Raw genomic sequence first — 23,268 nt, 5'->3', positions numbered from 1 at the left:
CCCAAGAAAGGCTGAAGAATGACCCTTGCCGTTGCCGCACCCGCAAGCAGCAGAAGCGCCATGGCGCTTGCCGCCGTTTGTCTCTCCGCCCTGATGTTCGGACTGGAAATTTCCAGCGTTCCGGCGATCCTGCCAACACTCGAACAGGTGCTGCATGCGGATTTCCGTCAGCTTCAGTGGATCATGAACGCCTATACCATCGGCGTGACGATGGTGCTGATGGCGACGGGGGCGCTGGCAGATCGCTTCGGCCGCAAACGTGTTTTTATCGCCAGCATCGTCGCTTTCGCGCTTTCCTCTCTGGCCTGCGGAATGACGGAAAACGTCTCGGTGCTGATCGGCGCCCGTTTCCTTCAGGGGCTGAGCGGCGGGGCGATGCTGGTGTGCCAGATCGCCATCCTGTCGCATCAGTTCCGCACGGCCCGCGAACGCGGTATGGCGTTCGGCTGGTGGGGCATCGTCTCGGGCGTGGGGCTGGGCTTCGGCCCGATCATCGGCGGCGCCATCGTTGCGCTGTGGAGCTGGGAATGGGTGTTCCTCGTTCACGTCGTGCTTGGCGCGGGAACATGGCTGCTTGCCACGGGCGGCGTCGGAGAATCGCGTGATCCGGAGGCGGCGCGTCTCGATCTTGCCGGCATGGTCACCCTTTCGGTCGCCGTTTTTTGCCTTGCCTTTTTCATCACCCAGGGGCCCGCGCTCGGTTTTGTGAGCCCGGCGGCGCTTCTGATCCTCGGCGTCGCGGCTGCAAGCTTCATTGCCTTCGTGATTGCTGAAAAGCTTAGTTCAAGACCGATGTTCGACTTCTCCGTGTTCCGCATTCGGCCTTTTTCCGGGGCGATCATCGGTTCTGCGGCGATGAATATCAGCTTCTGGCCGTTCATGATCTATCTGCCGATCTGGTTTCAGGCGGGCCTCGGTTATGACAGCGTCACCGCCGGCCTCGGCCTGCTTGCCTATACGCTGCCGGCGCTGGTGGTGCCGCCGCTGGCGGAGCGGCTGTCGCTGCGCTACCAGCCGCGCCTCGTCATTCCGGCCGGGCTGTTCACCATCGGCCTCGGTTTCATGCTGATGAAATTGGGGAGCGGCATCGAAAATGCGAGCTGGCTCACCATGCTGCCCGGCTGCATCCTCGCCGGTATCGGGCTAGGACTGACCAATACGCCTGTTACCAACACCACCACGGGGGCGGTTTCTCCCGCCCGTTCCGGCATGGCTTCAGGTATCGACATGAGTGCGCGCATGATCTCGCTCGCCATCAATATCCCGATCATGGGTTTCATTCTGGTCGAGGGCGTCCGGGCTTCGCTTCGGGCAAACCTGCCATCCGCTGCGGATATCGAGGCGTTGCAGTCGCTTGCGGAAAAGATCGCGGCGGGCACCGCCGGCACTTCTGCGCAGGGTTTTTCGCAAGAGCTCGTCCATCAGGCGCTTGCGGACGGTTTTGGTCTGGTCATGCTTTATGCCGGCATCAGCGTCTGGTTCCTTGCCGCCATCAGTTTCATGATCTTCGGTCCGGCGCGAAAACTTGCTCATGACTAGTGCGACGTCCAGGCAACCTGGGACGAGCCTCAGGCGCTTTCGTTTATTCTGGCCTCGGCGAGACGTTTGCCGAGGTTGAAAAAAGTGAGCTTCATATGGCTGCGTTTATCTCCACCCTCGAGGCTGGAGAAGGGTACTTTGAAACCGAATATTTCATCCGGCTCGCCAGAGCGTTCCCGCCAGAAAGCATCGATGTCCGAAACCATCATTTTTTGCCGCCGGGCGCGCCGGTAACGGATGGGGTGCCTGGAATAGGCGACAGCGAAATAGTCATGTGCACCCTCGGCGGCGAGGCCTTGCAGAACCATGAGTGCAGCCTCCTTCGGACGAAGCCCCGAGAGGTCGCGCGTCATCGACACCATTTGCTCTTTCGCGGCGCGCGGACCCTGCATGCCGCCAACGACAATCGTGTGGTTCTGTGTCTCGCGCCCTTCAACGAAAGTGAATGTTGCTGTCCAGAGAATGGTGTTGTCATGGCTGCGAATGAGTCTGACGGAAAAAGCACCCTCGTGCCGGCCGCCGCAGCAATCCGCGAGCGCCAGTATGCATCGATATTCATCATTCCGGCCGCGAACCGTGCCCATATCAATGGTCTTTCCCGCCCACAGCCCGGCCATGACGCTCCTGGAAAAATGCCGGTCCGCAATTGCGAAATTATCCATGAGAAAAACCAGCCGTCTCTTCCGGGAAACTTTATTGATGAGGAGTTTCGACAGGGGTTTCTGAAGAAGGTCGTCATGCGGGAGCGGCAATTTTCGCTCTGCTGAAAAATCCGCCAGAAACCGCCACCACCGAAAGGTGACCAATGGATTGGCCGCAAAACGCAGCCAGAAAAGGACCGCCCGCTTCCAGTAGGCGCGCCGGGCAAATGTCATAATTCTCCAGAGCAACAAAAAACGGGGTGTTTCCGAAACCGTCTGGGCCACATCATCCGTGACCGGGAGTTTCTCTGCCAGAACGGCAGCATCTTGAATGCGCGACATCAATGGGCTTCCGGCAGAACATGGCGTTCAGCCGGGGCATGCGCCGGAATTGTCAAGATTCTGTCGAGAAACGGCCTGCCCTACGTGAAGACCGGTTTGTTGCCTCAGCGCAAAACAAGCAACCGCAAAGAGACGGTTGGCCGGGAGATTTCAGGAGGTTTTCCCAAAGACAACCGTCACGATGGCTCCGCCGTCCGGTCGTGTCTTTATCTGCAGATCGCTGTCATGCGCCCGAGCGATTGCACGGGCAATCGAAAGGCCGAGGCCCGTGCCACCGGTTTTGCGCGCGCGCGACGGTTCCATCCGCCAGAAAAGTTCGATGCCGTGTGCCTCGACGCCGGGGGGAAAGCCCGGCCCTTTATCCTCGATCGCGACGAAGGGCCGCCCATCCTGAAGCCCGGTCGAACAGCGCAGAAATTTGCCGCTCGCCGCATAGCGGCGCACATTGTCCATCAGGATCAGCAATAGCTGCCGAAGGCGTTGGCGGTCGCCGCAAATGGGTGCGGGCTCCAGCGACATATCGATATCGATGCCGGCCTCATCCATCAGCGGCCGCGCCGCTTCTACCACGGCCGCGCATTCGGCGGCAAGATCAAGCGGCTGCGTGTCTTTGACGAGGCTGTTGGTTTCTGCCAGGGAAAGTGTGCGCAAATCATCGACAAGACGCGCCAGCCCTTCCACATGGACGATGAGGTGGCGAATGGCTTGCTTGTCGAGGGGAAAGACATCATCCGCGATGCCGTGCAAACGGCCCTGCAGGATCGTCAGCGGTGTGCGCAATTCATGAGCCACCGCCATCGTGTTGAACTTCAGCCGGCGCTCCATCATCTGAAGTTCCCGCGTCAGGCTCTCGAAACTGTCGACCAGAAATGCGACTTCGGCGATGGGGTTCGCCTTGATCTTTGCGCCTCCGCTGAAGTCGCCGGTCGCCATGCGCCGAGCAGCATCGGCAAGTTCGCCGAGAGGTGCCGCAATGCGCCGCGAGATGAAATAACCGAGCAGGCTGCACAGCAAGACAGCGAGCAATCCGAAGACGAACACGGATTTGAGAAGCTCGTTATCCGCCTCGTCCTCCAGGCCCGGCAAAACCTCGATAAGGGCCTGAAGCTGGCGCTGATCCGGCATCACGCCCCGGTCGATATCCGAAAAGGCCTTGGAGGCATCGGGCGACAGCTGGGCGATGATGCGTTCTTCAATATTGTCCGCATACCAGGAAACGCCGAAATAGACCAACGCGACGGCAAATATGAGCATCGTGGTGATCGTGATCGCCGTCATCGTGCGCAGGCGCAGTCGCCAGAGTTTCATGGTTTCTGCTCCCCGGCCAGCCGATAACCGACGCTGCGCACCGAGACCAGATAACCGCAGGCGCCATGCTCGGCCAGTTTCTTGCGCAGATTGGCGATGTGCGTGTCGATGGTGCGCGCTAGCGCATCGCTTTCCGGCAGGCAGGCATCCAGAATATCGGCGCGCTGAAAGGCGTGGGTGGGGCGGCGCGTCATATGGGCGAGTATCCTGAACTCGCTCAGCGTCAGGGGTAGAACGGTCCGTCCCCCATCGCCGCAAACGGCCGCGACATAGGCTTCGGTGTCTACTTCAATGGCCCCGAAGCGCAAGACCCCACCGGCGGCGGGCTGTCGCGTGCGTTTTAGCACGGCATTCACCCGCGCGATCAATTCGTGGGGATTGAAAGGTTTGACGATGTAATCGTCAGCGCCGAGGCGAAGGCCGGTCAGCTTGTCCATATCCTCCGCAAGGGAGGTGACCATGATGACAGGCGTATCCCGTTCCCGCCGGATGCGATTCAGCACCTCGATGCCATCGAACTTCGGCAGGCGAATGTCGAGGAGAACCAGATCCGGTCTCAACATGGAGAAATGCGTCAGCGCTATTTCTCCGTCGCTCGCCCTGACGGTTCTGTATCCTTCGCGAATAAGATAGGCGTCCAGAATCTGAATAATATCGGGGTCGTCTTCGACGATCAGAATAAGCCCTTTGTCCATACTCGATCCGCAAATCTGCTTTTGTAAACCGTGGTAACGCCGGGACGCTAAGCGGATGCGAAACATCGGGCAAGAGCCTCCATCCCCGAATAAACACTGTCAGTGCCGCTTTCCTTGCAGTCTTGTCTCTTTCTCCGCAAAGCCTTGACATTTCTGCGGAAGAGAACTGGCCATGCACCAGCCTCTCGCCAGTAAAACCGACCGGAAAAAGCGGAATTGGACCCGGAGGTCGAAATTTCGCGCAGGCGCCATCCATGTCGCCCGTCACGCTTTTTTGCGGGCCGCCGGCAGTTCCTCCCTGCTGGCTCTTCTGGTCGCTCTAGCGATGATGATCGTCTTCACGATCAGGTCGGATATCGATCTTGAGGTGAGCCGGCAATTCTGGACGGACCGTTTCCACCTTGGCGAGGACGAGTTCCTGGTTTCCGTCCGAGATCTGAACCGCATGCTTCCGCCGGTTTTGTTGTCGGGGCTGGTGTGCATGCTTGTCCTCATGCCATTTTCGGGCGGCCTGCCTCGGGTTTTACCACCGCACAAGCTGCTGCTTATTGGCGTCTTTTTTGCTCTGGGACCGGGTGCCACGGTTCATATACTGAAAAACGCGTTTGGCAGGGCAAGACCTCGCCATCTCGGCGAGTTCGGGGGAGACCTGTTGTTTACACCGGTTCTTTCCCTTGACGGTGGCTGTGTCCGAAATTGCTCTTTTCCTTCCGGTGAAAGCGCTTCCGCAGCCGCTCTTCTTGCCTTCACCATTCTCCTGCCAGAGAAATTTCGCCTGATCGGCATCGCGATACTGGCGCCATTCATCGTGATTGTCTCCCTGAACAGGGTGGCAATGGGCGCTCACTTCCTCTCAGATGTCCTGATTGCTTGGCCCTTGATGCTTGCGGTGTTCCTTCTGCTCCGGCGGCCGTTCATGAACAACCGGCAGGCGATAGACGCCGCCTTTTCCCGCAGGGTCGACGGGACGCGGCCCGCCGCGGAAACAAGGCCATTTGCGGGACAATAAGGCTGAGGGGAATCACATCCGCCCAATATCAAAAAGGGCAGCGGAAAACCGCTGCCCTGCTGCTTCTTGCGGAGTGGCAAGATGGCCTTATTTCACCTGGGCAACGACCAGCTTGCCGTCGGCGCGTTCGGCGACGAACTCGATATTGGCGCCTTCCTTGAGCTTGGCGAGGATCGCATCGTCCTTGACGCGGAACACCATCGTCATGGCTGGCATGTCGAGGTTCTTCAGTTCTTCATGGATGATGGTGACCTTCTTGGCTGCGGCATCGACCTTCTTTACCGTTCCCTTGGTGAATTCCTCTGCGAATGCACTGAGGGGAGCGGTGAGCAGGAGTGCTGCTGCAACGGTGATTTTAACGATGGTCTTCATGGTTAGATTCCTTTGTTGCCGGGTTACTTTGCAGAAACTTTGAGATCGCCGCGCATGCCGGCCTCGTAATGTCCGGGTTTCAGGCAGGCGAATTCGAACATGCCGTCATTGGTGAATTTCCAGATGATTTCGCCGCTTTCGCCGGGCGCGAGGCTGATCGCGTTCGGATTGTCGTGCTCCATCTCCGGAGCCTTCTCCATGGCGGCCTTGTGCTCCAGATTGGCCTTCTGTTCGTCGAGAATGAATTCATGGTCCAGTTCGCCGACATTCTTGATGGCGAAGCGGACTGTCTTGCCTTTCTTGAAGTCGAACTTGGTGGGCGTGAACAGCATCTTGCCGTCCGGCGTTTCCTTCATCGTCACCTGAATGGTCTGGGTCACCTTGGCCTTGTCGCCCGGTTCGCCGATCGCCATCGCCTCATGGCCGCCGCCGTGGGTGCCCGACGCAAGGGCGGGCGTGGCGAGAGCGGTGAGAAGCAGCGCAATTTTCAGTTTGAACATTCCATATTTCCTTGATTTTGGTGGGGGTTCTTGTGGGGTTGGGGTCTGCGCGATCAGCCGTGTTTCATCGGTTTCGGCGTGATCTGCGTTTTGGGGTCATTGGTCTTGGTCGTATCCGGCAACTCGCCGGTCCATTCCCAAGCCTGGGTTCCGGGCGGGTTTTCGTACCAGCCGGGATCTGAGTAATCGCCCGCGGAGATGCCTTCGCGGACCTTCACCACGGAGAACATGCCGCCCATCTCGATGGGGCCGTGCGGACCCCAACCCGTCATCATGGGTACGGTGTTCTCAGGGATTTCCATTTCCATCGCGCCCATATCGGCCATGCCGGCGGTGCCCATCGGCATATATTCCGGCCGCACCTTGCGGATTTTCTCTGCGACGGTCTTCTTGTCGACGCCGATGAAGGTCGGGACGTCATGTCCCATCGCATTCATCGTATGGTGCGACTTGTGGCAATGGATCGCCCAGTCGCCGACATATTTGGCGTCGAATTCATAGGCCCGCATCGCACCCACGGGGATATCGATGCTCACCTCCGGCCAGCGCGCCTCGGGACGCACCCAGCCGCCGTCCGTGCAGGTCACCTCGAAATCGTAACCGTGCATGTGGATCGGATGGTTGGTCATGGTCAGGTTGCCGACGCGCACGCGCACCCGGTCGTCCTTGGAAACCACCAGCGGATCGATGCCCGGAAACACCCGGCTGTTCCATGACCACAGATTGAAGTCGGTCATGGTCATGATCTTCGGCACATAGGAACCGGGATCGATGTCGAAGGCATTGATGAGGAACACGAAATCGCGGTCCACCGGCATGAAGGCCGGGTCCTTCGGATGGATCACGAAGAAGCCCATCATGCCCATCGCCATCTGCACCATCTCGTCCGAATGCGGGTGGTACATGAAGGTGCCGGATTTCACGAGATCGAACTCGTAGACGAAGGTTTTGCCAACCGGGATATGCGGCTGCGACAACCCGCCGACGCCGTCCATGCCGGACGGCAGGATCATGCCGTGCCAGTGGATGGTCGTATGTTCCGGCAGCTTGTTGGTGACGAAAATACGCACCCGGTCGCCTTCGACGGCCTCGATGGTCGGGCCGGGCGACTGACCGTTATAACCCCAGAGGCGGGCGGTCATGCCCTCCGCCATTTCGCGCTCCACCGGTTCGGCGACAAGGTGGAATTCCTTGACGCCGTTGTTCATCCGGAAGGGCAGGGTCCAGCCGTTCAAGGTGACGACCGGGTTGTAATCCGGGCCGGTGGTGGGCTTGACCGGGGCCTGGGTCGCAGCCGTTTCCATCACTGCCGCTTCCGGCAGGCCGGTGTTGGATGTTTTCGCCCAGGCCGCCGAGGAGACCATTGCGGCGCCGACACCCAGAAAGTTTCTTCTGTTAAACATGGTCGTTTCCTTTCTCAGTGTCCGCCACCGCCGCCGCCAGCGGCGGCAACCTCGGTCTCCGCGCCCGCCGCAGCACCCGTGCCGCCGCCGTAAATGGCGGGAGCGAGGCTGGCCTCGGCGAGCCAGAAGTCACGTTTCGCATTGATGGCGAGCAGGCTTGAATTGACCTTTTCCCGGCTGTCGGCCAGAAGCTCGAAGGTGTTGGTGATCATGCCGTTATAGGTCAGCAGCGACTGCTCCTCGATTTTGGTGCGCAGCGGCACCACGCTGTTGCGGTAATGCCTGGCGATGTCATAGTTCGAGCGATAGGCCTGATAGGCGGAGCGGGCTTCCGAGCGGACATTGACCGCTTTTTCCGCCAGCAGGTTCGCCGCGCGCATATAGGCAAGTTCGGATTCCCGCATGCGCGCCTGACCGGAATCGAAGATCGGAATGACGAATTCCAGCTCGGCATTGCCGGTGGTCTGCTTGTGGATTTCGCCGTCTTCCAGCTCGCGCTCGGTCTCGAAGCCGGAACGGATTTCGAGATCGGTCACGTATCGGGTGGCTTCCGTGAGCTTGAACGACCGGGCGGTCGCTTCCAGATCGAGCTTTGCCATCTGCAGATCCACGCGGCGCTGCAGCGCCTCGGCCTCGATCATGTCCCGTTTGGTAAGCGCTTTCGGAAGCGGGGGCAGGCGGTTGGGAATGGTGTATTCGATATCCGCTCCCCACAGTCCCATCAGCCGGGTCAGTTCCTCCTTGGCAAGACGGGCCTCAAGCCGCGCTCGGGCAATCTGGCCGGTCAACTCGGCGTAAAAGACCTGTTCGCGGGCCTGGCCCTCCTTGTTGAGCGAACCCGCCTCGCCGAGTTTCACGGCAAGTTCGGAGGCGGCATCCGCCGCGGTCTGTGCCTGCGCCAGCTGGCCGACATTTTCCCATGCCGCCACCGCGGTAATCCAGGCGCGGCGGGTATCGGCCGCCAGTTGCAGCGTCTTCAGCGCGGCGCCAAGCTGCGCCTTGCGGAAGCCGGTATCGGCGATCTCGACATTTTTCTTGAGGGTAGCCAGCGCCAGAATATTGGTGACGACGACACCCTCGATCGCCTGATAGGCCCTGAGCCCCGGGGTGCCGATCCCCGTCAGCCCGATGCCGACCCGCGGATTGACCAGCATGGTCGATTGCCATGCGGTGGCGGCGGATTCGCCGAGATCGGCATAGGCTGCCTGAAGGCCCTTGTTGTTCAGGAGCGCAATCTGCACCGCCGTCTCGACATCGAGACTTTTGCCGGCGGCCATCAGCGATTTGACGCGGGCCTGCGTCGCCTGCGCCTCGGCCCGGTTCTGCACCCAGACCGCCTGCTTGCCTGTCGCCTCGGATGTCCTGGCCGAAACATTGGTGAAACCGGCTTCACGCGACGCATATTGGGCGGCCGTGACACAGCCGCCGAGAAGAAACGGCAGGCAAAGGGTGGTCGCGAGTTTCGCTCCGAGTTTGAAGGTAAGTATCGTCATGATGCGTCTCCTTTCGGAGCCTGCGCATCGTTCTGGTTACGCCAGGGCTTCGGGTCCACCGGCGCGCGGTGCGTGTAACCCGCAACCGGGGTCTGATAGCGGATGGGGGCGGCGCCGAGCGAAGGGTTTGCCGCGTCGTCATAGGAGGCGGCGTCGTTCATCATGGATGTGGCTGTGCAGCCGCCCAGAAGCAGGGGCGCCGCAACCACAATGTAAATTGGGTTCATGGGTATTTTCCGAATAGGAGATGCAACGGCGCGGCGGCGCTAAAGCCGCTCACGCACGGTCATTGCCCAAAGGCGGGCTTTGCCTGTTCAGATATTCGGGGGGCGGTGAAGGAGCGGGGTCTGGCCCAGCGCCTTGCTGTCGTCGAGGAAGGAACGGATGCTGTTGACGACGGGTCTGCCAATGGTGTCGTGGCTGATCAGAACCGCCATGCCGAGACAGAAATCGCCGCAGCATTGCGGCTTGACGGGCTTTTTGACGCCGCCGTCCTGTTCGGCCATATCGTTGTGATCGTGACTGTCGGACATCATGGCTGAGGCGCCATGGTCCATCGTCGCGCCGTGATCCATCATGGCGGACTGATCGTGCTGCATTCCACCGGCTTCGGCAGGATGCATTGCGGCATTGACGGTGGAAACACTATAGCCAGCCAGTGACAGTATCATCACCAGTCTAAACAACAGGGCCAGCAATTTCGATGCTCGCAACATCTCACGCATGTTGCGTAGAAAAGCTGTAGTCCTGTGATTTGTCAATGGATATCCCTCATAACCATCGACGAAAGCCGTTATGCCGCATTCACGCGGAGCGAGGCCGGCAAGCGGAATCGCAGGGTCTGCAGCCTGCCCACACCTCACACGGAGTCGATGAAGGCTTCATCGAGAATAAGGAGCTTGCGGGCCTGCATGCGGGCATATTCCTCGTAAAAACCCTGCGAAATCCAGAGTGCGGAACGGCCGCGTCGTCCGCTCCAGCCGATGCCGCCGATCAGTTCGGCCGCCGCTAGCTTACGGCCGATGTGGATACGCGACAGGGAGAGGGATGTCGCCAGTTGCGTCACGGTTTCCACATCGGTCAGGCGCCTGCCCTGTTCGGTCGGCCTTTCCCAGTCGATGCCGGCGATAAGGCGGTCCATCAGCAGTCCGCCGGCATCGAACCAGTTGAAGATGATGGAGAGCGGGCCGGGGCAGCGCACCTCCGGATGCGACAGAAACGCCTGCGATACGCGGGGGTGGATATGGGGAAGCATGGCCTCCGACCGCTTGATGAAACGTGATGCCCTGAAGCCCTCATCCAGCAGATCCAGCGCCTGAAAATGCACGTCGTACCATTGGGCGAGCATCGCCAGCGCCGGGGCTGAAGGCACGACCCCATTGCCGGGCCCATTGCTGGATTGGTCTGCCGGGCGTGTCATTCCGCGTTTCAGCGCCTCTTTGAAGAAGGCATAAGCGACACTATGGCTGGCGAGCCCATGCCGAAGCGCCAGATGGCCGAAATCTTCCCGCGTCAGGGCGGCTTCTCCCGCTCCTGTTTCATGGGCGCCGCATTTCTGAAAATAGAGCGCCAGAAGCGCGTGAGAAAGAAGCCGGCTCTGGCGTGTCGCAAAAAGCGCGGTCATCTCGGGCGAGCCTTCGTAAAGGGCGATGAAACTTCCCGCCAGCAGACGCAGCGCCGCCGCGAAGGGTTCTTTTTGCAGCATCGCCTCTATTTCGCCGGGCGCTGGCCTGCGGCAATCGGCTGTCGCGGTCGGCAACCGGGAGATCGCAAAATCGAAAAAATTGGTCATTGGCCGCGCTCCGGGATGGGATAATCCAATCGCCCTTACAGGAGCTGAAATGGCGCGTCTTCTCATTGCGCGCAGAGGTGAAATTTTAAGCCGGCGGCATATCCGCAGCGCGGGCGTCGCCGGGCGTCATGCCATAGGTGCCGGCAAATACCCTGTAGAAAGTAGCGAGGCTGTCGAAGCCGCAGCCATAGGCGATCTGCGTGACCGGCAAGGCGGGGAATGCCAGCAGCAACCGTTTCGCTTCCTCTATCCGCATGGAGGAGAGCGTGCGGGAAAACGACAGTTCGGCACCCTCGAAAACCACATGCAATTGCCGAAGCGAAATGCCCAGTTCCCTTGCGACGGCGGCAGGGGTCAGGTTCTGCCGGGATTTTTTCCGTATCATGATGTCCTGTGCCGCATAACAGAGCCCGGTCCTGAGCGCGGCGCGAACCTCCGGCATGGCGGGCGAAAGCCGCCCGCGCGCCGTCATGGCAAGCCGGGCGATATGGGTGACATCGCGGGCGGGATCGATGAGCCTGCCGGGGTCGGCGTTCAGCGCATTGAAGAGGGCCCGGAAGGGCAGGGAGAAACTGTTGTTTTCCGCATAACGCGTCGCAAACAGGTCATCGGTGGCCTGACCGAGCATGACCTGGTAATCCACGGGGATCTTCAGCATCCTGTAGTGAAAATCCGCCTCGTTTCCCGGTATCGCATCGTAGGGCAAGTCGGAATAGTTGATGGTGATATCGCCACCGCCAACCGCGTGAACCTGATTCTTGCCGGCATGCAGAAAGCCGGAGCCCCTGACCTGCAGGCCAATGCAGAGGCTGTCGCCGGCAATGCGGGCAATATCGGCTTCGGTGCGGTTCACCCGGTAAGAGGAGGCGCGCATCTCGGTCACCACGGCGCCGGCGACGGCGCGCGCCTGAAACGAACCCTGGAAGCTGTGGCGAAGGTCCCGCGCAAGCTCGATTGTCACGCCAAACAGGCTTTTGCCGCGCACTTCGCGCCATTGGTCGAAGCGGTGTTCGGGCAGAAAATCGTCGGTTGCGAAGCGGACTATGGTGTTCGTGGCTTGATCCTCCCCGACGATCCCTGCGGCCTATTTTTCCGTTGCGCGAAATCGAAGATGAACGAGCGGATAGGGTCGCCCCTGTCCGTCGATATCGGAGCGCCCCGTCGGTTCGAATCCCAGCCGGCGGTAAAACCCCATGGCCCCGGCGTTCTGTTCGTTGACGTCCGTGGTTAGTGCGGGGTGGAGCGCAAGCGCCCGCTGAACCAGAACCTTGCCGATGCCCTGGCCGTGATGGTCCGGATCGATGAAAAGCGCCTCCATGTGCCCTTCATGCAGAAACATGAAGCCGAGGGGGCGATCAGAAACATCGACCGCCAGCGTGAGCGGCGCCTGCGGCAGAAAGGCTTCGACTTCCTCCCCGATCGCGACGCGATCCGCCGGCAGAAGGAACCCGTGGGTGGCGTCGACTGCTTTGCTCCATATGTCGAGGATGCGGGAAGCGTCGCGGCTCTCGGAGGGACGAAGTGTGATCATGCCTCACCCTTAGCAAGGGCGGACTTTTCACGCCATGGGCCGGCCCGATCTTTTCCGTGAGCACGCGCATATTCAATGAATTCCAACGTTTAAACCCGGCGATCCCGATCCTCGCATATGCCGCCATCTCTCCCTCCGAAAAATTTTTCTCGAAAAAAGTGCTTGCAAAAAGCGGTTCGAAAAAAATAGATAAAAAGAACTTCTATCTATTTATTTTGAGGGAAAGATCGACAGATGGATCAGATCGTCACGCAAATCGACAGAAATCCAGCTCCGGTCGGGGATTTCGGCAACGACTTGTCGCTCGAAGAAGCAAAAATTATCTATAATTTGCCGTTTAATGATCTTCTGTTTCGCGCCCAGCAGGTGCATCGCTGTCATTTCGATCCCAATGCCATCCAGATGAGCCGGCTCTTATCCATCAAGACCGGCGGCTGCCCGGAGGATTGCAGCTATTGCAGCCAGTCCGCCCGCAACCCCACCGGCCTTAAGGCCTCCAAACTCATGGAAGTGGAGCGGGTGCTGGCTGAGGCGCGCAAGGCGAAGGAGGGCGGCGCGACGCGTTATTGCATGGGTGCTGCCTGGCGCAATCCCAAGGAGCGCGACATGGAGGCCGTGGTGGCCATGGTCGAGGGCGTGAAGGCGCTCGGCATGGAAACCTGCATGACGCTCGGCATGTTGACGCCGGAGCAATCCGAACGGCTGGCCGATGCCGGTCTCGACTACTACAACCACAACGTCGACACTTCCGAGCGGTTCTATTCGCAGATCATCACCACCCGCACCTTCGAGGACCGGCTGGAAACGCTCGCCAATGTCCGCGATGCCGGCATCAAAGTCTGCGCCGGCGGCATTCTCGGCATGGGGGAAACGGTGGAAGACCGGATCTCGATGCTGGTGACGCTTGCCAACCTGCCGGTGCCGCCGGAAAGCGTGCCGATCAACATGCTGATCCCGATCCCCGGCTCGAAGCTGGCCAAGGCCGATCCCGTCGATCCGATCGATTTCGTCCGTACCATCGCGCTGGCGCGCATCCTCATGCCGCGTTCGCATGTGCGGCTTTCGGCCGGGCGCACGGAGATGAGCGATGAGACGCAGGCGCTCTGTTTCCTGGCCGGCGCCAACTCCATCTTCATCGGCGAAACCCTGCTGACGGCGGATAATCCGGGTGAGGACCACGACACGGCGCTTTTCCGCCGTCTTGGCCTGAAGCCGATGGAACTGCAGTCCACGGAATTGCAGTCTGGGGAGGCGGGAGGGTGCCGGTGACCCTCGCGGCCCTCTCTCCCTATGAGGCGAAGCTTGCAGGCCTGGAGCGCAAATCGCGGCTGCGCGCGCTCGCTCCTCAACAGGGGATCGATTTCACCTCCAATGACTATCTTGGCCTTGCCGATTCACCCCGGCTGAAGGCGGCATTTGCCGACGCTATCGGAAGGGGTGTGCCGGTGGGGGCCGGCGGCTCGCGGCTGCTGCGTGGCAACCACCGCGAACATGAGGCGCTGGAAGCGGAAGCAGCGGCATTTTTCCGAGCGGAAAAAGCGATCTATTTCGGCAGCGGTTTTGCCGCCAATGTCGCGCTGTTCTCCACATTGCCGCTGCGGGAAGACCTCGTTCTTCACGACGCCCTGATCCATGCCAGCGTCCATGACGGCATTGCAGCCGGCAAGGCGAAGGCGATCGCCGTGCCGCATAATCAGATCGAGGCATTCGAACGGGAAATTATCCGCTGGCGGCAGGAGGGTGGCCGCGGCCGGCCGTGGATCGCCATCGAAAGCCTCTATTCCATGGATGGCGACCGTGCGCCCCTTTCGGCCCTGGCTGATCTTGCCGGGAAACACGGAGGCTTCCTTGTCGTCGATGAGGCCCATGCCACCGGTGTTTTCGGCCCCGGCGGGCGCGGGTTTGCCGCGGAGCTGGAAGGCCGGGGCAATGTGGTGGCATTGCACACCTGCGGCAAGGCGCTCGGTCTCTCCGGCGCGCTTTTGAGCCTGCCGGCAGTGCTTGCCGATTACCTCGTCAACCGCGCCCGCGGTTTCATCTATTCGACCGCGCCTTCGCCGCTGATGGCGGCCGCAGTGCGGGAAGCCCTGCGCATCGTCGCCGATGAACCATGGCGACGCCTGCGGCTGGCGGAGCTGGTAAACTTTGCCGGCGAGGAGCTTCGCTCCCGGCTCGGCGTTGCGCCCAGCGGCTCGCAAATCCTGCCGGCGATGATCGGTGACAATGCCCGTTCGCTTCGTGTCGCCGCGCATCTGCGGGAGGGCGGTTTCGATGTACGCGCGATCCGCCCGCCGACGGTGCCAGAGGGCACGGCGCGCCTGCGCATCGCCATTACGCTCAATGTGGATGAGAGCCAGATCGCCGATATGATTGAGCTGCTTGCCCTTTCCTTGGCGGAGGAGCGAAGATGAGCCCTCGTTTCGTTATCTCCGGCACCGATACGGGCATCGGCAAGACGGTTTTTTCCGCAGCGCTGACCCATGCCCTGCAGGCTTGTTACTGGAAACCCGTGCAATCCGGGCTGGAGGAAGAAACAGACAGCGAGACGGTGGAACGGCTGGGTGGCGTGCCGCGTGCGCGCATCCTGCCAGAGGCCTATCGCCTGAAAATGCCGGCTTCGCCGCATCTATCGGCCCGCCTCGAGAATGTAACGATCGACCCCACGCTGCTGCTGCCGCCGCAAACGGATGGACCGCTGGTGATCGAGGGGGCGGGCGGGCTTCTGGTGCCGCTGACCGACACGGTGCTCTTCGCCGATATCTTCGCCCGCTGGCAAATTCCGCTTGTGCTCTGCGCAAGAACGTCTCTCGGCACCATCAACCACACGCTGCTCTCGCTTGAGGCGTTGCGGCACCGCGCCATTCCCGTGCAGGGCGTGGTCTTCATCGGCCATGAGAACCGGGAAAATGAGCGCGTCATCGCCAATATCGGCGCCATTCGCCTGCTCGGCCGTCTGCCGTGCCTGCCGGAGATGACATCAGAGGTGCTGCATCGGGCATTTGCCCGACACTTCAATCTCGCTGATTTTCTGGAGGCGCCGGCATGAGCCGTTCCCCTGTCTGGCATCCCTTCACCCAGCATGGGCTGGAACCGCCGATGAAACGCGTCGTATCAGCGGAAGGCGCATTTCTCGTCGATGAGGACGGCAATCGCCTGTTCGACGCCATTTCCTCCTGGTGGGTCATCACCCACGGGCACCGGCATCCGGCGATCATGGCGGCCATCCGCGCCGCGACAGAGGCCTTCGACCAGGTCATTTTCGCCGAGTTCTCCCATGAACCCGCCGAAACGCTGGCGCGCGGGCTGATCGAGCTTGCGCCAGCCGGGCTAAGCCATGTGTTTTATTCCGATAGCGGCTCGACGGCGGTTGAGGTGGCGCTGAAAATGGCGCTGGGATATTTCCACAATCGCGGAGAAAAGCGCGACCGTATCGTGGTGATGGAGCATGGCTATCACGGCGACACTATCGGCACGATGTCGACAGGTGAGCGCGGTGTCTTCAATGCCGCTTACGAACCGCTGCTCTTCGGCGTCGACCGGCTGGCTTTTCCGGAAGCGGGCAGCGAACAGCGCACGCTGGACATGTTCGAAAACTTCTGTCGTTCAGGCCGTATCGCTGCCCTGTTGGCTGAGCCGCTGGTGCTTGGGGCGGGCGGCATGAGAATTTACGGCGCGGATGTTCTGGCCGGGCTGAAACAGATCGCCGAACGCCATGGCTGCCTCTTTATTGCAGACGAGGTGATGACGGGCTGGGGCAGAACCGGAACCATGTTCGCCTGCGAACAGGCCGGCATTTCACCGGATATTCTCTGCACCTCCAAGGGCCTGACCGGCGGCTCCCTGCCGCTGGCGGCAACGCTGTGCAGTGCGGAGATTTTCGACGCGCATTTTTCGACGGATCGTCGCAAGACCTTTTTCCATTCCAGTTCCTATACGGCCAATCCGATTGCCTGCGCCGCGGCCGTCGCCAATCTTCAGGTCTGGCGGGATGAGCCCGTGCTTCAGCGCATCGGGCAATTGGAACAGGTGCTGCGCGACAATCTCCGGCGGTTTGCGGATGACCGGCGTTTCACCGGCATCCGGCAGATGGGGACCATCGCGGCCCTCGATCTCGTGGTGCCCGCCGGCGGGTATCTCGCCGAGGCGGGGCCGCGCATGCGGCAATTGTTCCGCGAGCGCGGGTTCGTCATCCGCCCGCTCGGCAATGTGCTTTACCTGATGCCGCCCTATTGTTCGACGGCGGAAGATTTAAGCCGTGCCTTTGACGCCATTGATGAAGTGGCCGGGATCATCATCGAAACCGCTTCGCTAAAATCGCTCGCGCGCGGCATCGCGTGAAAGCGGGGTGTGGCCATGTTCAGCCTGTTCCAGAACCGTTTCCGAAAGTCCTGACAATGCAGACCCGTTCTTCCCACATGGCCGGTTTTGGCCATGCCGTGCCGTCACGATGCGTCGACAATGCCGAGATAGAGACCAGTCTTGGGCTGGAAGCCGGCTGGATCGAGCGGCGCACCGGCATCCGCACGCGTTATTGGGCGCAAGAGGGTGACACGCTGAGCGGCCTTGCGGCGAGAGCCGGCCGCATGGCGCTGGAAGACGCCGAAATCGGCTCCGACGACATCGCTCTGACGCTGCTTGCGACTTCCACGCCGGATCACCTCTTGCCGCCCTCGGCGCCCCTGCTCGCCCACAGGCTGGGCCTTGCCCGATCCGGCGCGATCGATCTCGCCGGGGCCTGTTCTGGCTTTCTTTATGCGCTTACCCTTGCGGATGGCTTTGTCCGCACCCACGGCCGCGCCGTCCTCATCGTTGCCGCCAATATATTGAGTCGCCGTATCAATCCGGCGGAAAGGGCAAGCGCGGTCCTGTTCGCCGATGCCGCCGGCGCCGTCGTACTCAAGCCCTGCCGCGAGGCGCAGCGTGGGCTTTTGTCGGCCGATCTCGTTGCGGATGGCGACGGTTACGATCTGATCCAGATAGCGGCGGGAGGCAGCAGCCAGCCCTTCTCTGCCGATACATCCACTAAGGAGGTGCTTATGACGATGCGTGACGGCCGCGAAGTCTTTTCCCGTGCCGTGGCGCTGATGACCGCGACCTCGCAACGGGTGCTGCATCAAGCCGGAACGACGGCAACCGATATCGACCGTTTCGTACCCCATCAGGCCAATGCCCGCATGTTCGACGCCGTCTGCGGCAATCTCGGCATTGACAGGGAAAAGACGGTTCGCACCATAGAAACCTTCGGCAATTCCTCCGCTGCCACCATTCCGCTTTCGCTCTCCGTCACCAATGCCGAAAGGCCTCTCGCGGAAGGCGAAACCCTGCTTTTGACGGCCGCCGGTGCCGGTATGACGGGTGGAGCTGTGGTCTATCGCGGGTGAACGATGCCGGGCACGGGACGTCGCGATGCCATGCGATATTCAAAACTCAAGAAGCTGATTTCATTTGGAGAAATTTGGCTGGGGAACCTGGATTCGAACCAAGATCGACGGAGTCAGAGTCCGCTGTTCTACCATTGAACTATTCCCCAAAAGCTTTAAAGCGCGTGGCGCGTTCGCTTTGGTGGGTCGTCATATAGATGATTTATTCCGGGGCGCAAGTCGAAAAAATCGAAAAATGCGTTTTATCCCTGTTTTGCGTTTTGCTCCCCGGTTCAGAGCCGTGCCCGGGTGGAGCGTGGGGTGGAGAGCAAAAGGCTGGTCTCGCTGCCGGTGATGCCGGGCACCAGGCGGATGCGGCGCAGTACCGCGTCGAAATCGCTGAGCGTGGCGGCGTTGAGTTCCACGATCAGGTCCCAGCGGCCGTTGGTGCTGTGGATTTCGGAGATTTCCGGAAAACCGCCAAGGGTGCGGATGACGCGGTCCGTCACATGGCCTTCAATCTCGATCATCATGATGCCGCGGATCGCGGCCTCCACCGCATCGGCGCGCAAAATGACGGTATAACCGATGATGGTGCCGTCATTCTCCATTCTTTCGATGCGTGAGCGCACCGTCGCACGCGAGGTTTCCGTCTCGATTGCGAGATCGGAAATGCTGCGCCTGCCATTGTGTCGCAAAAGGGTGATGAGCCGCTCGTTGAGATTGTCCATGATGACCAATTCGGTAAATCAATTTTACCAGATTGATAGCTTATTTCGATAATATTGCCAATATTTGATGTTCATTTCGCCAGATCACTGTGGTGAACTGGTCTTGTTGGCAGGAAAGCGAGGATGGGAATGGAAATCAGGTTGATCGGTGCGCCGCTGCAAATCGGGGCCGGGCAATTGGGATGCGAGATGGGGCCGAGCGCCTATCGCGTCGCGGGGCTTGCTCATGCCCTTGAAGAACTGGGGCATCGCGTTGTCGATACCGGCAATGTGACGCCGGCGACCTTCCGCGAATTTAACCATCCCAATCCCGCCGTGCATCATCTGTCTGAAACCGTGGCCTGGACCGAGGCTCTGACGGAGGCTGCCTATCGTGAAAGCGCGGATGCCGTGCCGATCTTTCTCGGAGGCGACCATGCGATTTCCGCGGGGACAGTCGCCGGCATGGCGCGCCGGGTGGCAGAGACCGGCCGGCCGTTTTTCGTGCTCTGGCTCGATGCCCATACCGATTATCATACGCTTGAGACGACGCGCAGCGGCAATCTGCACGGCACGCCGGTCGCCTATTTCAGTGGGCGAGAGGGATTTGCCGGGTATTTCCCACCGCTTTCCCATGCGGTTCCGGAAGACAATATCGGCATGATCGGCATCCGCAGTGTGGATCCGGCCGAAAGGGCCGCGCTGGAAAAGAGCGGCATCACCGTGCACGACATGCGCTCGATCGACGAGCATGGCGTCGCCGTTCTGCTGCGGGCGTTTCTGGCACGGGTTCAGGCGGCAAACGGGCTTTTGCATGTCAGTCTCGATGTCGATTTTCTCGAGCCGTCCATCGCGCCGGCCGTCGGCACCACGGTTCCGGGCGGTGCGACGTTCCGCGAGGCGCATCTGGTCATGGAAATGCTGCATGATAGCGGGCTGGTCTGCAGTCTCGATCTGGTGGAGCTTAACCCGTTTCTCGACGAGCGCGGCAGAACCGCGACGCTGATGGTGGATCTCGCCACCAGCCTGATGGGCAAGCGGGTCATGGACCGCCCGACACGGGCCGGCTGAAAGGAATGATGCGATGACCGTGATACCGAACCTCAATATCGTGCCCTTCGTCAGCGTCGATCACATGATGAAACTCGTGCTGCGCGTCGGCATCGATACGTTCCTGCGCGAGCTTGCCGAGGCGGTGGAAGAGGATTTCCGCCGCTGGGAAAGCTTCGACAAGACGCCGCGCATCGCCTCGCATTCGAAGGAAGGCGTCATTGAACTGATGCCGACCAGCGATGGCACGCTTTACGGCTTCAAATATGTCAACGGCCATCCGAAGAACATGAAGGAAGGTCGCCAGACGGTGACGGCTTTCGGCGTGCTTTCCGATGTCGGCAATGGTTATCCGCTGCTTCTGACCGAGATGACCATCCTGACGGCGCTGCGCACCGCCGCCACCTCCGCCGTCGCCGCAAAATTTCTCGCCCGCAAGAATTCCCGCTGCATGGCCATCATCGGCAATGGCGCCCAGAGCGAATTCCAGGCGCGCGCCTTCAAGGCGATTCTTGGCATAGACACGCTGCGGCTATTCGATATCGACCCGTCCGCCAGCGAAAAATGCGCCCGCAATCTCGCCGGGCAGGGTTTTGCCATCAAGATCTGTGAAAGCGCACAGGAAGCGGTCGAAGGGGCGGATATCATCACCACCGTCACCGCCGACAAGCAATATGCGACGATACTGACCGACAACATGGTCGGGCCCGGCATTCACATCAACGCCGTTGGCGGCGATTGCCCCGGCAAGACGGAGTTGCATCGGGACATCCTGTTGCGGTCGGATATTTTCGTCGAATATCCGCCGCAGACGCGCATTGAAGGTGAAATCCAGCAATTGCCGGCGGATTATCCCGTCACCGAGCTTTGGCAGGTCATAACCGGTGAAAAGCAGGGGCGGGCGAGCGACCGGCAGATCACACTGTTCGACAGCGTCGGCTTCGCGACGGAAGATTTTTCGGCGCTGCGTTACGTGCGCTCGAAGCTGCCATCCACCGGGCTTTATACCGAGCTCGATCTGTTAGCCGACCCGGATGAGCCGCGCGATCTGTTCGGTATGCTGCTGCGGTGTGAGGCGGCGCTCGTCTAGGGGCTTTCCAGCGCCGGCTGCCTATTTCGTCTCCCGGCGGTTCTTGCGGGCAACCACATGTTCGCGCCAGATGGTGAAGAGGCCGGCGGCAATGACGATCGCCGCACCGATGACCATGTTGGACGTCACCACCTCGCCATAGACGGTGACGCCGATGATGGAGACGAGCACCAGCTGATAATAGGAAAAGGGCTGCACGGAGGCTGCATCCGCCAGTTCGAACGCCTTTATCAGGCAATAATGGCCGCTCATGCCGGTAATGCACAGCGCCAGCATCCAGCCCCAATCCTGCGGCTCGATGCTGACCCAATAAAACGGACCGACCAGCGTCAGGGCCGCCGCACCGGCCACGCCGGTGTAGAAGAAACTTGTCATCGCCGAATCGCTTTTGCTGCCGAGGCGGGTCAGGACGCTGTAGAGCGCCAGCATGAAGGTGGCCACGAAGGTGATCATCAGCCGGTTGTCGAAACCGTCTCCCTCCGGCTTGAGGATGACGAGAACGCCGATGAAGCCGACAAAAATGGCGCTCCAACGCCGCCAGCCCACATGTTCTCCCAGCAAAGGCATGGACAGCGCCGCAACGATCAGCGGTGCGGAGGCAAGGATGGAGTGGCTGTGCGCCAGCCCGACGACGGCGAAGGAGAAGATCGAAATGACGATCTGTACGGCGAGAAGCACGCCGCGGCCGATCTGCAGCCAGGGACGGTTGGCCATGACGGCGCCCCGAATGCCGCCCGCCGACCTTGCGGCCATCAAAAGAACGAAGACGGCAAAGGCCCAGTATCGCAGCATGGCGATAAAAACCGGCGGATAGGCGCTGCCCAGATGTTTCGATATGCCATCCTGCGCCGCAAAGATCGTGAAAGCGACAAGCGCATAAAGAAAGCCGGTCCTGGGTGATGGCATGAAAAAACCGCTATCCGACTGCCGCCGGCAAAAGAGTATTCGGGGTGAATGAGGTGGGTAACAGCCATATGTTACGGCCGTACCTTGTCAGACAACCTTATTTTCCGAATAGCTGCCATGCAAGTGTGGAAGCTGCGTTTTAAAGGGGCGATTGCTGGAGCATGCTTTTGCTGCATTCTCTCCTCATCCCTGTGCCTGTCACAGGGATTCAGCCAGCCCAAGTCATTGGGCTGAAAGGAGTTTTTCTCGCCGTACAGACGCGCGTCGGCTGGATTCCTGTGACGAGCACAGGAATGAGGGCGGTGGGCACGCCGCTCCGCAGGTCGGCGTAGAGCTAGTATGATGTGAGCCTGCTGCCGAGGGCTTTGGGACAGGCAGGGCTGTCCGCCGTCAACAATTGCGCGGCGGACAGAAGGTTCAGCAAGACGCTCAGCGTCCCGGTTGTGGCTTCAGCCGAGCTTCACGGCCGTCTTCGAGGTCGCGGATTTCAGGGCGGCATCGGCCAGTTTCAGCGCGATCAGACCGTCCTTGATGGAGGGCGACGGCGCGACGTTGTTTTCGATGCTGTCGATAAAGGCGGTGATTTCCGCGGCATAGGCGGCCGTATAACGCGTCATGAAGAAATCATGCAGCGGCGGGCGGGTGTAGCCGTCCGCATTGGCGATCTCGATGGAAACAGGACGCTGGTTTTCGGCCGCGGCCGAACCGAGCGAACCGTGCACTTCGATGCGCTGGTCGTAACCATAGGTCGCGCGGCGGGAATTCGAAATGATCGCCTGTCTGCCGCTTTTTGTCGTCAGGATGATGCTGGCGCTGTCGAAATCACCCAGCGCGCCGATCTCCGGATTGACGAGGACGGAACCGGTGGCAAACACGCTTTCCACTTCCTCGCCGAGCAGGAAACGGGCCATATCGAAATCATGAATGGTCATGTCGCGGAAAATGCCGCCGGAGACCTTGATATATTCGGCCGGCGGCGGGCCGGGGTCGCGGCTGGTGATGGTCACCATTTCCACCTTGCCGATGCGGCCATCGTCGATTGCCTTGTGAACGGCCTGGAAATGCGGGTCGAAACGGCGGTTGAAACCGAGCATCACCTTCGCTCCGGTTTCCTCGACCACCTTGGCGCAAGCTTCCGCGCGGGCGACATCGAGATCGACGGGCTTTTCGCAGAAGATCGCCTTGCCGGCGCGGGCGAAACGCTCGATCAGGTCGGCATGGGTGTTGGTCGGGGTGCAGATGATAACGGCATCGATCGTCTCGTCGGCCAGAACCTCATCGATCGTGCTGACCTTGCACTGCGCCTCGCGGGCGATTGCTTCCGCAGCACCGGCCATGGCGTCCACAACGGCCACCAGCTGCGCACGGCTGTCGGTGGTGATCGCCTTGGCGTGGACCTTGCCGATCCGTCCAGCGCCGAGCAGTGCCAATTTCGTAACCATCTTTCCTCCGGTTTCTCACACCCGTCCCTCACTCCCGGAAAGACAGAATATGAATGCAAGCAATGTTTCGATATGGAATATATGT

Annotated in this window: 24 protein-coding genes and 1 tRNA gene; 9 read left to right on the top strand and 16 right to left on the bottom strand. The window is 60.5% G+C overall.

Annotation, left to right across the window (positions count from 1 at the left end; translation table 11 throughout):
* Window positions 1-18: 18 nt before the first annotated feature.
* Entirely contained in the window at window positions 19-1,539 is a 1,521-nt protein-coding gene (locus BTE54_RS19935; RefSeq protein ID WP_078053704.1) for an MFS transporter, read from the top strand.
* A 29-nt stretch (window positions 1,540-1,568) separates the two neighbouring features.
* Here the strand turns inward: BTE54_RS19935 and BTE54_RS19930 are convergent, their stop codons facing one another.
* The 3 genes from BTE54_RS19930 to BTE54_RS19920 all read right to left on the bottom strand — a co-directional run bounded on the left by BTE54_RS19930 (window position 1,569) and on the right by BTE54_RS19920 (window position 4,525).
* On the bottom strand, window positions 1,569-2,522 hold the full coding sequence (locus BTE54_RS19930) for a DUF535 family protein (protein ID WP_078053703.1): 954 nt from the start codon (window positions 2,520-2,522) through the stop codon (window positions 1,569-1,571).
* Window positions 2,523-2,672: 150 nt separating this feature from the next.
* Window positions 2,673-3,830: an ATP-binding protein gene (locus tag BTE54_RS19925; protein ID WP_078053702.1), complete on the bottom strand. Its 1,158-nt coding sequence runs from the start codon at window positions 3,828-3,830 to the stop codon at window positions 2,673-2,675.
* The gene (locus tag BTE54_RS19920) at window positions 3,827-4,525 is read right to left on the bottom strand and encodes a response regulator (RefSeq protein WP_078053701.1); all 699 of its coding nucleotides are present in this window, start codon (window positions 4,523-4,525) and stop codon (window positions 3,827-3,829) included. Before BTE54_RS19920 ends, BTE54_RS19925 begins: the two co-directional genes overlap by 4 nt.
* Before the next feature lie 172 nt (window positions 4,526-4,697).
* On the opposite strand from BTE54_RS19920, the gene BTE54_RS19915 reads away from it, so the two are divergent.
* Complete coding sequence (locus BTE54_RS19915) at window positions 4,698-5,534, top strand: phosphatase PAP2 family protein (RefSeq protein WP_078053700.1); 837 nt, start codon at window positions 4,698-4,700, stop codon at window positions 5,532-5,534.
* Window positions 5,535-5,621: 87 nt separating this feature from the next.
* On the opposite strand, the gene BTE54_RS19910 is transcribed toward BTE54_RS19915, so the two are convergent.
* From BTE54_RS19910 to BTE54_RS19870, 9 genes are all read right to left on the bottom strand, one after another.
* A complete protein-coding gene (locus tag BTE54_RS19910; RefSeq protein WP_003522073.1) occupies window positions 5,622-5,906 on the bottom strand; it encodes a copper-binding protein in 285 nt (94 codons plus the stop codon).
* 23 nt (window positions 5,907-5,929) lie between these two features.
* Window positions 5,930-6,406: a plastocyanin/azurin family copper-binding protein gene (locus BTE54_RS19905; RefSeq protein ID WP_078053699.1), complete on the bottom strand. Its 477-nt coding sequence runs from the start codon at window positions 6,404-6,406 to the stop codon at window positions 5,930-5,932.
* 53 nt (window positions 6,407-6,459) lie between these two features.
* Window positions 6,460-7,809 (bottom strand): copper oxidase, encoded by a 1,350-nt coding sequence (locus BTE54_RS19900; protein WP_078053698.1) that lies wholly within the window; start codon window positions 7,807-7,809, stop codon window positions 6,460-6,462.
* Between the two features lie 14 nt (window positions 7,810-7,823).
* Window positions 7,824-9,302, bottom strand: coding sequence for a TolC family protein (locus BTE54_RS19895; RefSeq protein WP_078053697.1), 1,479 nt, complete (start codon window positions 9,300-9,302; stop codon window positions 7,824-7,826).
* Window positions 9,299-9,529, bottom strand: coding sequence for a hypothetical protein (locus BTE54_RS19890; RefSeq protein ID WP_003522077.1), 231 nt, complete (start codon window positions 9,527-9,529; stop codon window positions 9,299-9,301). The genes BTE54_RS19895 and BTE54_RS19890 overlap by 4 nt, the downstream gene beginning before the upstream one ends.
* Window positions 9,530-9,616: 87 nt before the next feature.
* On the bottom strand, window positions 9,617-10,027 hold the full coding sequence (locus BTE54_RS19885; RefSeq protein WP_078053696.1) for a hypothetical protein: 411 nt from the start codon (window positions 10,025-10,027) through the stop codon (window positions 9,617-9,619).
* Window positions 10,028-10,161: 134 nt separating this feature from the next.
* Entirely contained in the window at window positions 10,162-11,094 is a 933-nt protein-coding gene (locus tag BTE54_RS19880; protein WP_078053695.1) for a hypothetical protein, read from the bottom strand.
* An 85-nt stretch (window positions 11,095-11,179) separates the two neighbouring features.
* Window positions 11,180-12,079, bottom strand: a complete 900-nt coding sequence (locus BTE54_RS19875) for an AraC family transcriptional regulator (RefSeq protein WP_198939198.1) — start codon at window positions 12,077-12,079, stop codon at window positions 11,180-11,182.
* Between the two features lie 99 nt (window positions 12,080-12,178).
* A complete protein-coding gene (locus tag BTE54_RS19870) occupies window positions 12,179-12,625 on the bottom strand; it encodes an acetyltransferase (protein ID WP_078053694.1) in 447 nt (148 codons plus the stop codon).
* A gap of 234 nt (window positions 12,626-12,859) precedes the next feature.
* Here BTE54_RS19870 and bioB point away from each other — a divergent pair, with 234 nt between their 5' ends.
* From bioB to BTE54_RS19845, 5 genes are read left to right on the top strand one after another with little or no spacing between them, the layout of a single operon-like run.
* Window positions 12,860-13,894 carry a biotin synthase BioB gene (bioB, locus tag BTE54_RS19865; RefSeq protein ID WP_078053693.1) on the top strand — a complete coding sequence of 345 codons (1,035 nt, stop codon included), beginning with the start codon at window positions 12,860-12,862 and terminating at the stop codon, window positions 13,892-13,894.
* On the top strand, window positions 13,891-15,036 hold the full coding sequence (locus BTE54_RS19860; RefSeq protein WP_078053829.1) for an 8-amino-7-oxononanoate synthase: 1,146 nt from the start codon (window positions 13,891-13,893) through the stop codon (window positions 15,034-15,036). The genes bioB and BTE54_RS19860 overlap by 4 nt, the downstream gene beginning before the upstream one ends.
* The gene (gene bioD / locus BTE54_RS19855; protein WP_078053692.1) at window positions 15,033-15,671 is read left to right on the top strand and encodes a dethiobiotin synthase; all 639 of its coding nucleotides are present in this window, start codon (window positions 15,033-15,035) and stop codon (window positions 15,669-15,671) included. The genes BTE54_RS19860 and bioD overlap by 4 nt, the downstream gene beginning before the upstream one ends.
* A complete protein-coding gene (locus BTE54_RS19850) occupies window positions 15,668-16,963 on the top strand; it encodes an adenosylmethionine--8-amino-7-oxononanoate transaminase (protein ID WP_078053691.1) in 1,296 nt (431 codons plus the stop codon). Before bioD ends, BTE54_RS19850 begins: the two co-directional genes overlap by 4 nt.
* Before the next feature lie 56 nt (window positions 16,964-17,019).
* Window positions 17,020-18,006: a beta-ketoacyl-ACP synthase III gene (locus tag BTE54_RS19845; protein ID WP_078053690.1), complete on the top strand. Its 987-nt coding sequence runs from the start codon at window positions 17,020-17,022 to the stop codon at window positions 18,004-18,006.
* 75 nt (window positions 18,007-18,081) lie between these two features.
* On the opposite strand, the gene BTE54_RS19840 is transcribed toward BTE54_RS19845, so the two are convergent.
* Together BTE54_RS19840 and BTE54_RS19835 are read right to left on the bottom strand one after the other, a co-directional pair.
* Window positions 18,082-18,155 (bottom strand) — tRNA-Gln (locus BTE54_RS19840).
* A 123-nt stretch (window positions 18,156-18,278) separates the two neighbouring features.
* Entirely contained in the window at window positions 18,279-18,716 is a 438-nt protein-coding gene (locus tag BTE54_RS19835) for an Lrp/AsnC family transcriptional regulator (protein ID WP_078053828.1), read from the bottom strand.
* 129 nt (window positions 18,717-18,845) lie between these two features.
* On the opposite strand from BTE54_RS19835, the gene rocF reads away from it, so the two are divergent.
* Window positions 18,846-19,766 (top strand): arginase, encoded by a 921-nt coding sequence (rocF, locus tag BTE54_RS19830; RefSeq protein ID WP_078053827.1) that lies wholly within the window; start codon window positions 18,846-18,848, stop codon window positions 19,764-19,766.
* Window positions 19,767-19,779: 13 nt separating this feature from the next.
* On the top strand, window positions 19,780-20,835 hold the full coding sequence (locus BTE54_RS19825; protein ID WP_078053689.1) for an ornithine cyclodeaminase: 1,056 nt from the start codon (window positions 19,780-19,782) through the stop codon (window positions 20,833-20,835).
* A gap of 21 nt (window positions 20,836-20,856) precedes the next feature.
* On the opposite strand, the gene BTE54_RS19820 is transcribed toward BTE54_RS19825, so the two are convergent.
* Together BTE54_RS19820 and iolG are read right to left on the bottom strand one after the other, a co-directional pair.
* A complete protein-coding gene (locus BTE54_RS19820) occupies window positions 20,857-21,741 on the bottom strand; it encodes a DMT family transporter (RefSeq protein ID WP_035264546.1) in 885 nt (294 codons plus the stop codon).
* A 449-nt stretch (window positions 21,742-22,190) separates the two neighbouring features.
* Entirely contained in the window at window positions 22,191-23,183 is a 993-nt protein-coding gene (gene iolG, locus BTE54_RS19815; RefSeq protein WP_078053688.1) for an inositol 2-dehydrogenase, read from the bottom strand.
* Window positions 23,184-23,268 lie beyond the last annotated feature (85 nt).

Source organism: Agrobacterium sp. YIC 4121 (assembly GCF_002008205.1).
GTDB lineage: Bacteria > Pseudomonadota > Alphaproteobacteria > Rhizobiales > Rhizobiaceae > Agrobacterium > Agrobacterium leguminum.
Note: the sequence above shows the minus strand (reverse complement) of the source record. Positions and strands in the feature narration are given on the sequence as shown.

Bases quoted from the DNA above. Each gene is read 5' to 3' on its own strand.
- BTE54_RS19905 (WP_078053699.1), bottom strand. From the start codon at position 6,406: ATGTTCAAACTGAAAATTGCGCTGCTTCTCACCGCTCTCGCCACGCCC.
- BTE54_RS19920 (WP_078053701.1), bottom strand. From the start codon at position 4,525: ATGGACAAAGGGCTTATTCTGATCGTCGAAGACGACCCCGATATTATT.
- BTE54_RS19900 (WP_078053698.1), bottom strand. From the start codon at position 7,809: ATGTTTAACAGAAGAAACTTTCTGGGTGTCGGCGCCGCAATGGTCTCC.
- rocF (WP_078053827.1), top strand. From the start codon at position 18,846: ATGGAAATCAGGTTGATCGGTGCGCCGCTGCAAATCGGGGCCGGGCAA.
- BTE54_RS19910 (WP_003522073.1), bottom strand. From the start codon at position 5,906: ATGAAGACCATCGTTAAAATCACCGTTGCAGCAGCACTCCTGCTCACC.
- BTE54_RS19895 (WP_078053697.1), bottom strand. From the start codon at position 9,302: ATGACGATACTTACCTTCAAACTCGGAGCGAAACTCGCGACCACCCTT.
- BTE54_RS19925 (WP_078053702.1), bottom strand. From the start codon at position 3,830: ATGAAACTCTGGCGACTGCGCCTGCGCACGATGACGGCGATCACGATC.
- BTE54_RS19935 (WP_078053704.1), top strand. From the start codon at position 19: ATGACCCTTGCCGTTGCCGCACCCGCAAGCAGCAGAAGCGCCATGGCG.
- BTE54_RS19915 (WP_078053700.1), top strand. From the start codon at position 4,698: ATGCACCAGCCTCTCGCCAGTAAAACCGACCGGAAAAAGCGGAATTGG.
- BTE54_RS19820 (WP_035264546.1), bottom strand. From the start codon at position 21,741: ATGCCATCACCCAGGACCGGCTTTCTTTATGCGCTTGTCGCTTTCACG.
- bioB (WP_078053693.1), top strand. From the start codon at position 12,860: ATGGATCAGATCGTCACGCAAATCGACAGAAATCCAGCTCCGGTCGGG.
- BTE54_RS19850 (WP_078053691.1), top strand. From the start codon at position 15,668: ATGAGCCGTTCCCCTGTCTGGCATCCCTTCACCCAGCATGGGCTGGAA.
- BTE54_RS19835 (WP_078053828.1), bottom strand. From the start codon at position 18,716: ATGGACAATCTCAACGAGCGGCTCATCACCCTTTTGCGACACAATGGC.
- BTE54_RS19930 (WP_078053703.1), bottom strand. From the start codon at position 2,522: ATGTCGCGCATTCAAGATGCTGCCGTTCTGGCAGAGAAACTCCCGGTC.
- iolG (WP_078053688.1), bottom strand. From the start codon at position 23,183: ATGGTTACGAAATTGGCACTGCTCGGCGCTGGACGGATCGGCAAGGTC.
- BTE54_RS19880 (WP_078053695.1), bottom strand. From the start codon at position 11,094: ATGACCAATTTTTTCGATTTTGCGATCTCCCGGTTGCCGACCGCGACA.
- BTE54_RS19845 (WP_078053690.1), top strand. From the start codon at position 17,020: ATGCAGACCCGTTCTTCCCACATGGCCGGTTTTGGCCATGCCGTGCCG.
- bioD (WP_078053692.1), top strand. From the start codon at position 15,033: ATGAGCCCTCGTTTCGTTATCTCCGGCACCGATACGGGCATCGGCAAG.
- BTE54_RS19890 (WP_003522077.1), bottom strand. From the start codon at position 9,529: ATGAACCCAATTTACATTGTGGTTGCGGCGCCCCTGCTTCTGGGCGGC.
- BTE54_RS19825 (WP_078053689.1), top strand. From the start codon at position 19,780: ATGACCGTGATACCGAACCTCAATATCGTGCCCTTCGTCAGCGTCGAT.
- BTE54_RS19870 (WP_078053694.1), bottom strand. From the start codon at position 12,625: ATGATCACACTTCGTCCCTCCGAGAGCCGCGACGCTTCCCGCATCCTC.
- BTE54_RS19885 (WP_078053696.1), bottom strand. From the start codon at position 10,027: ATGCGTGAGATGTTGCGAGCATCGAAATTGCTGGCCCTGTTGTTTAGA.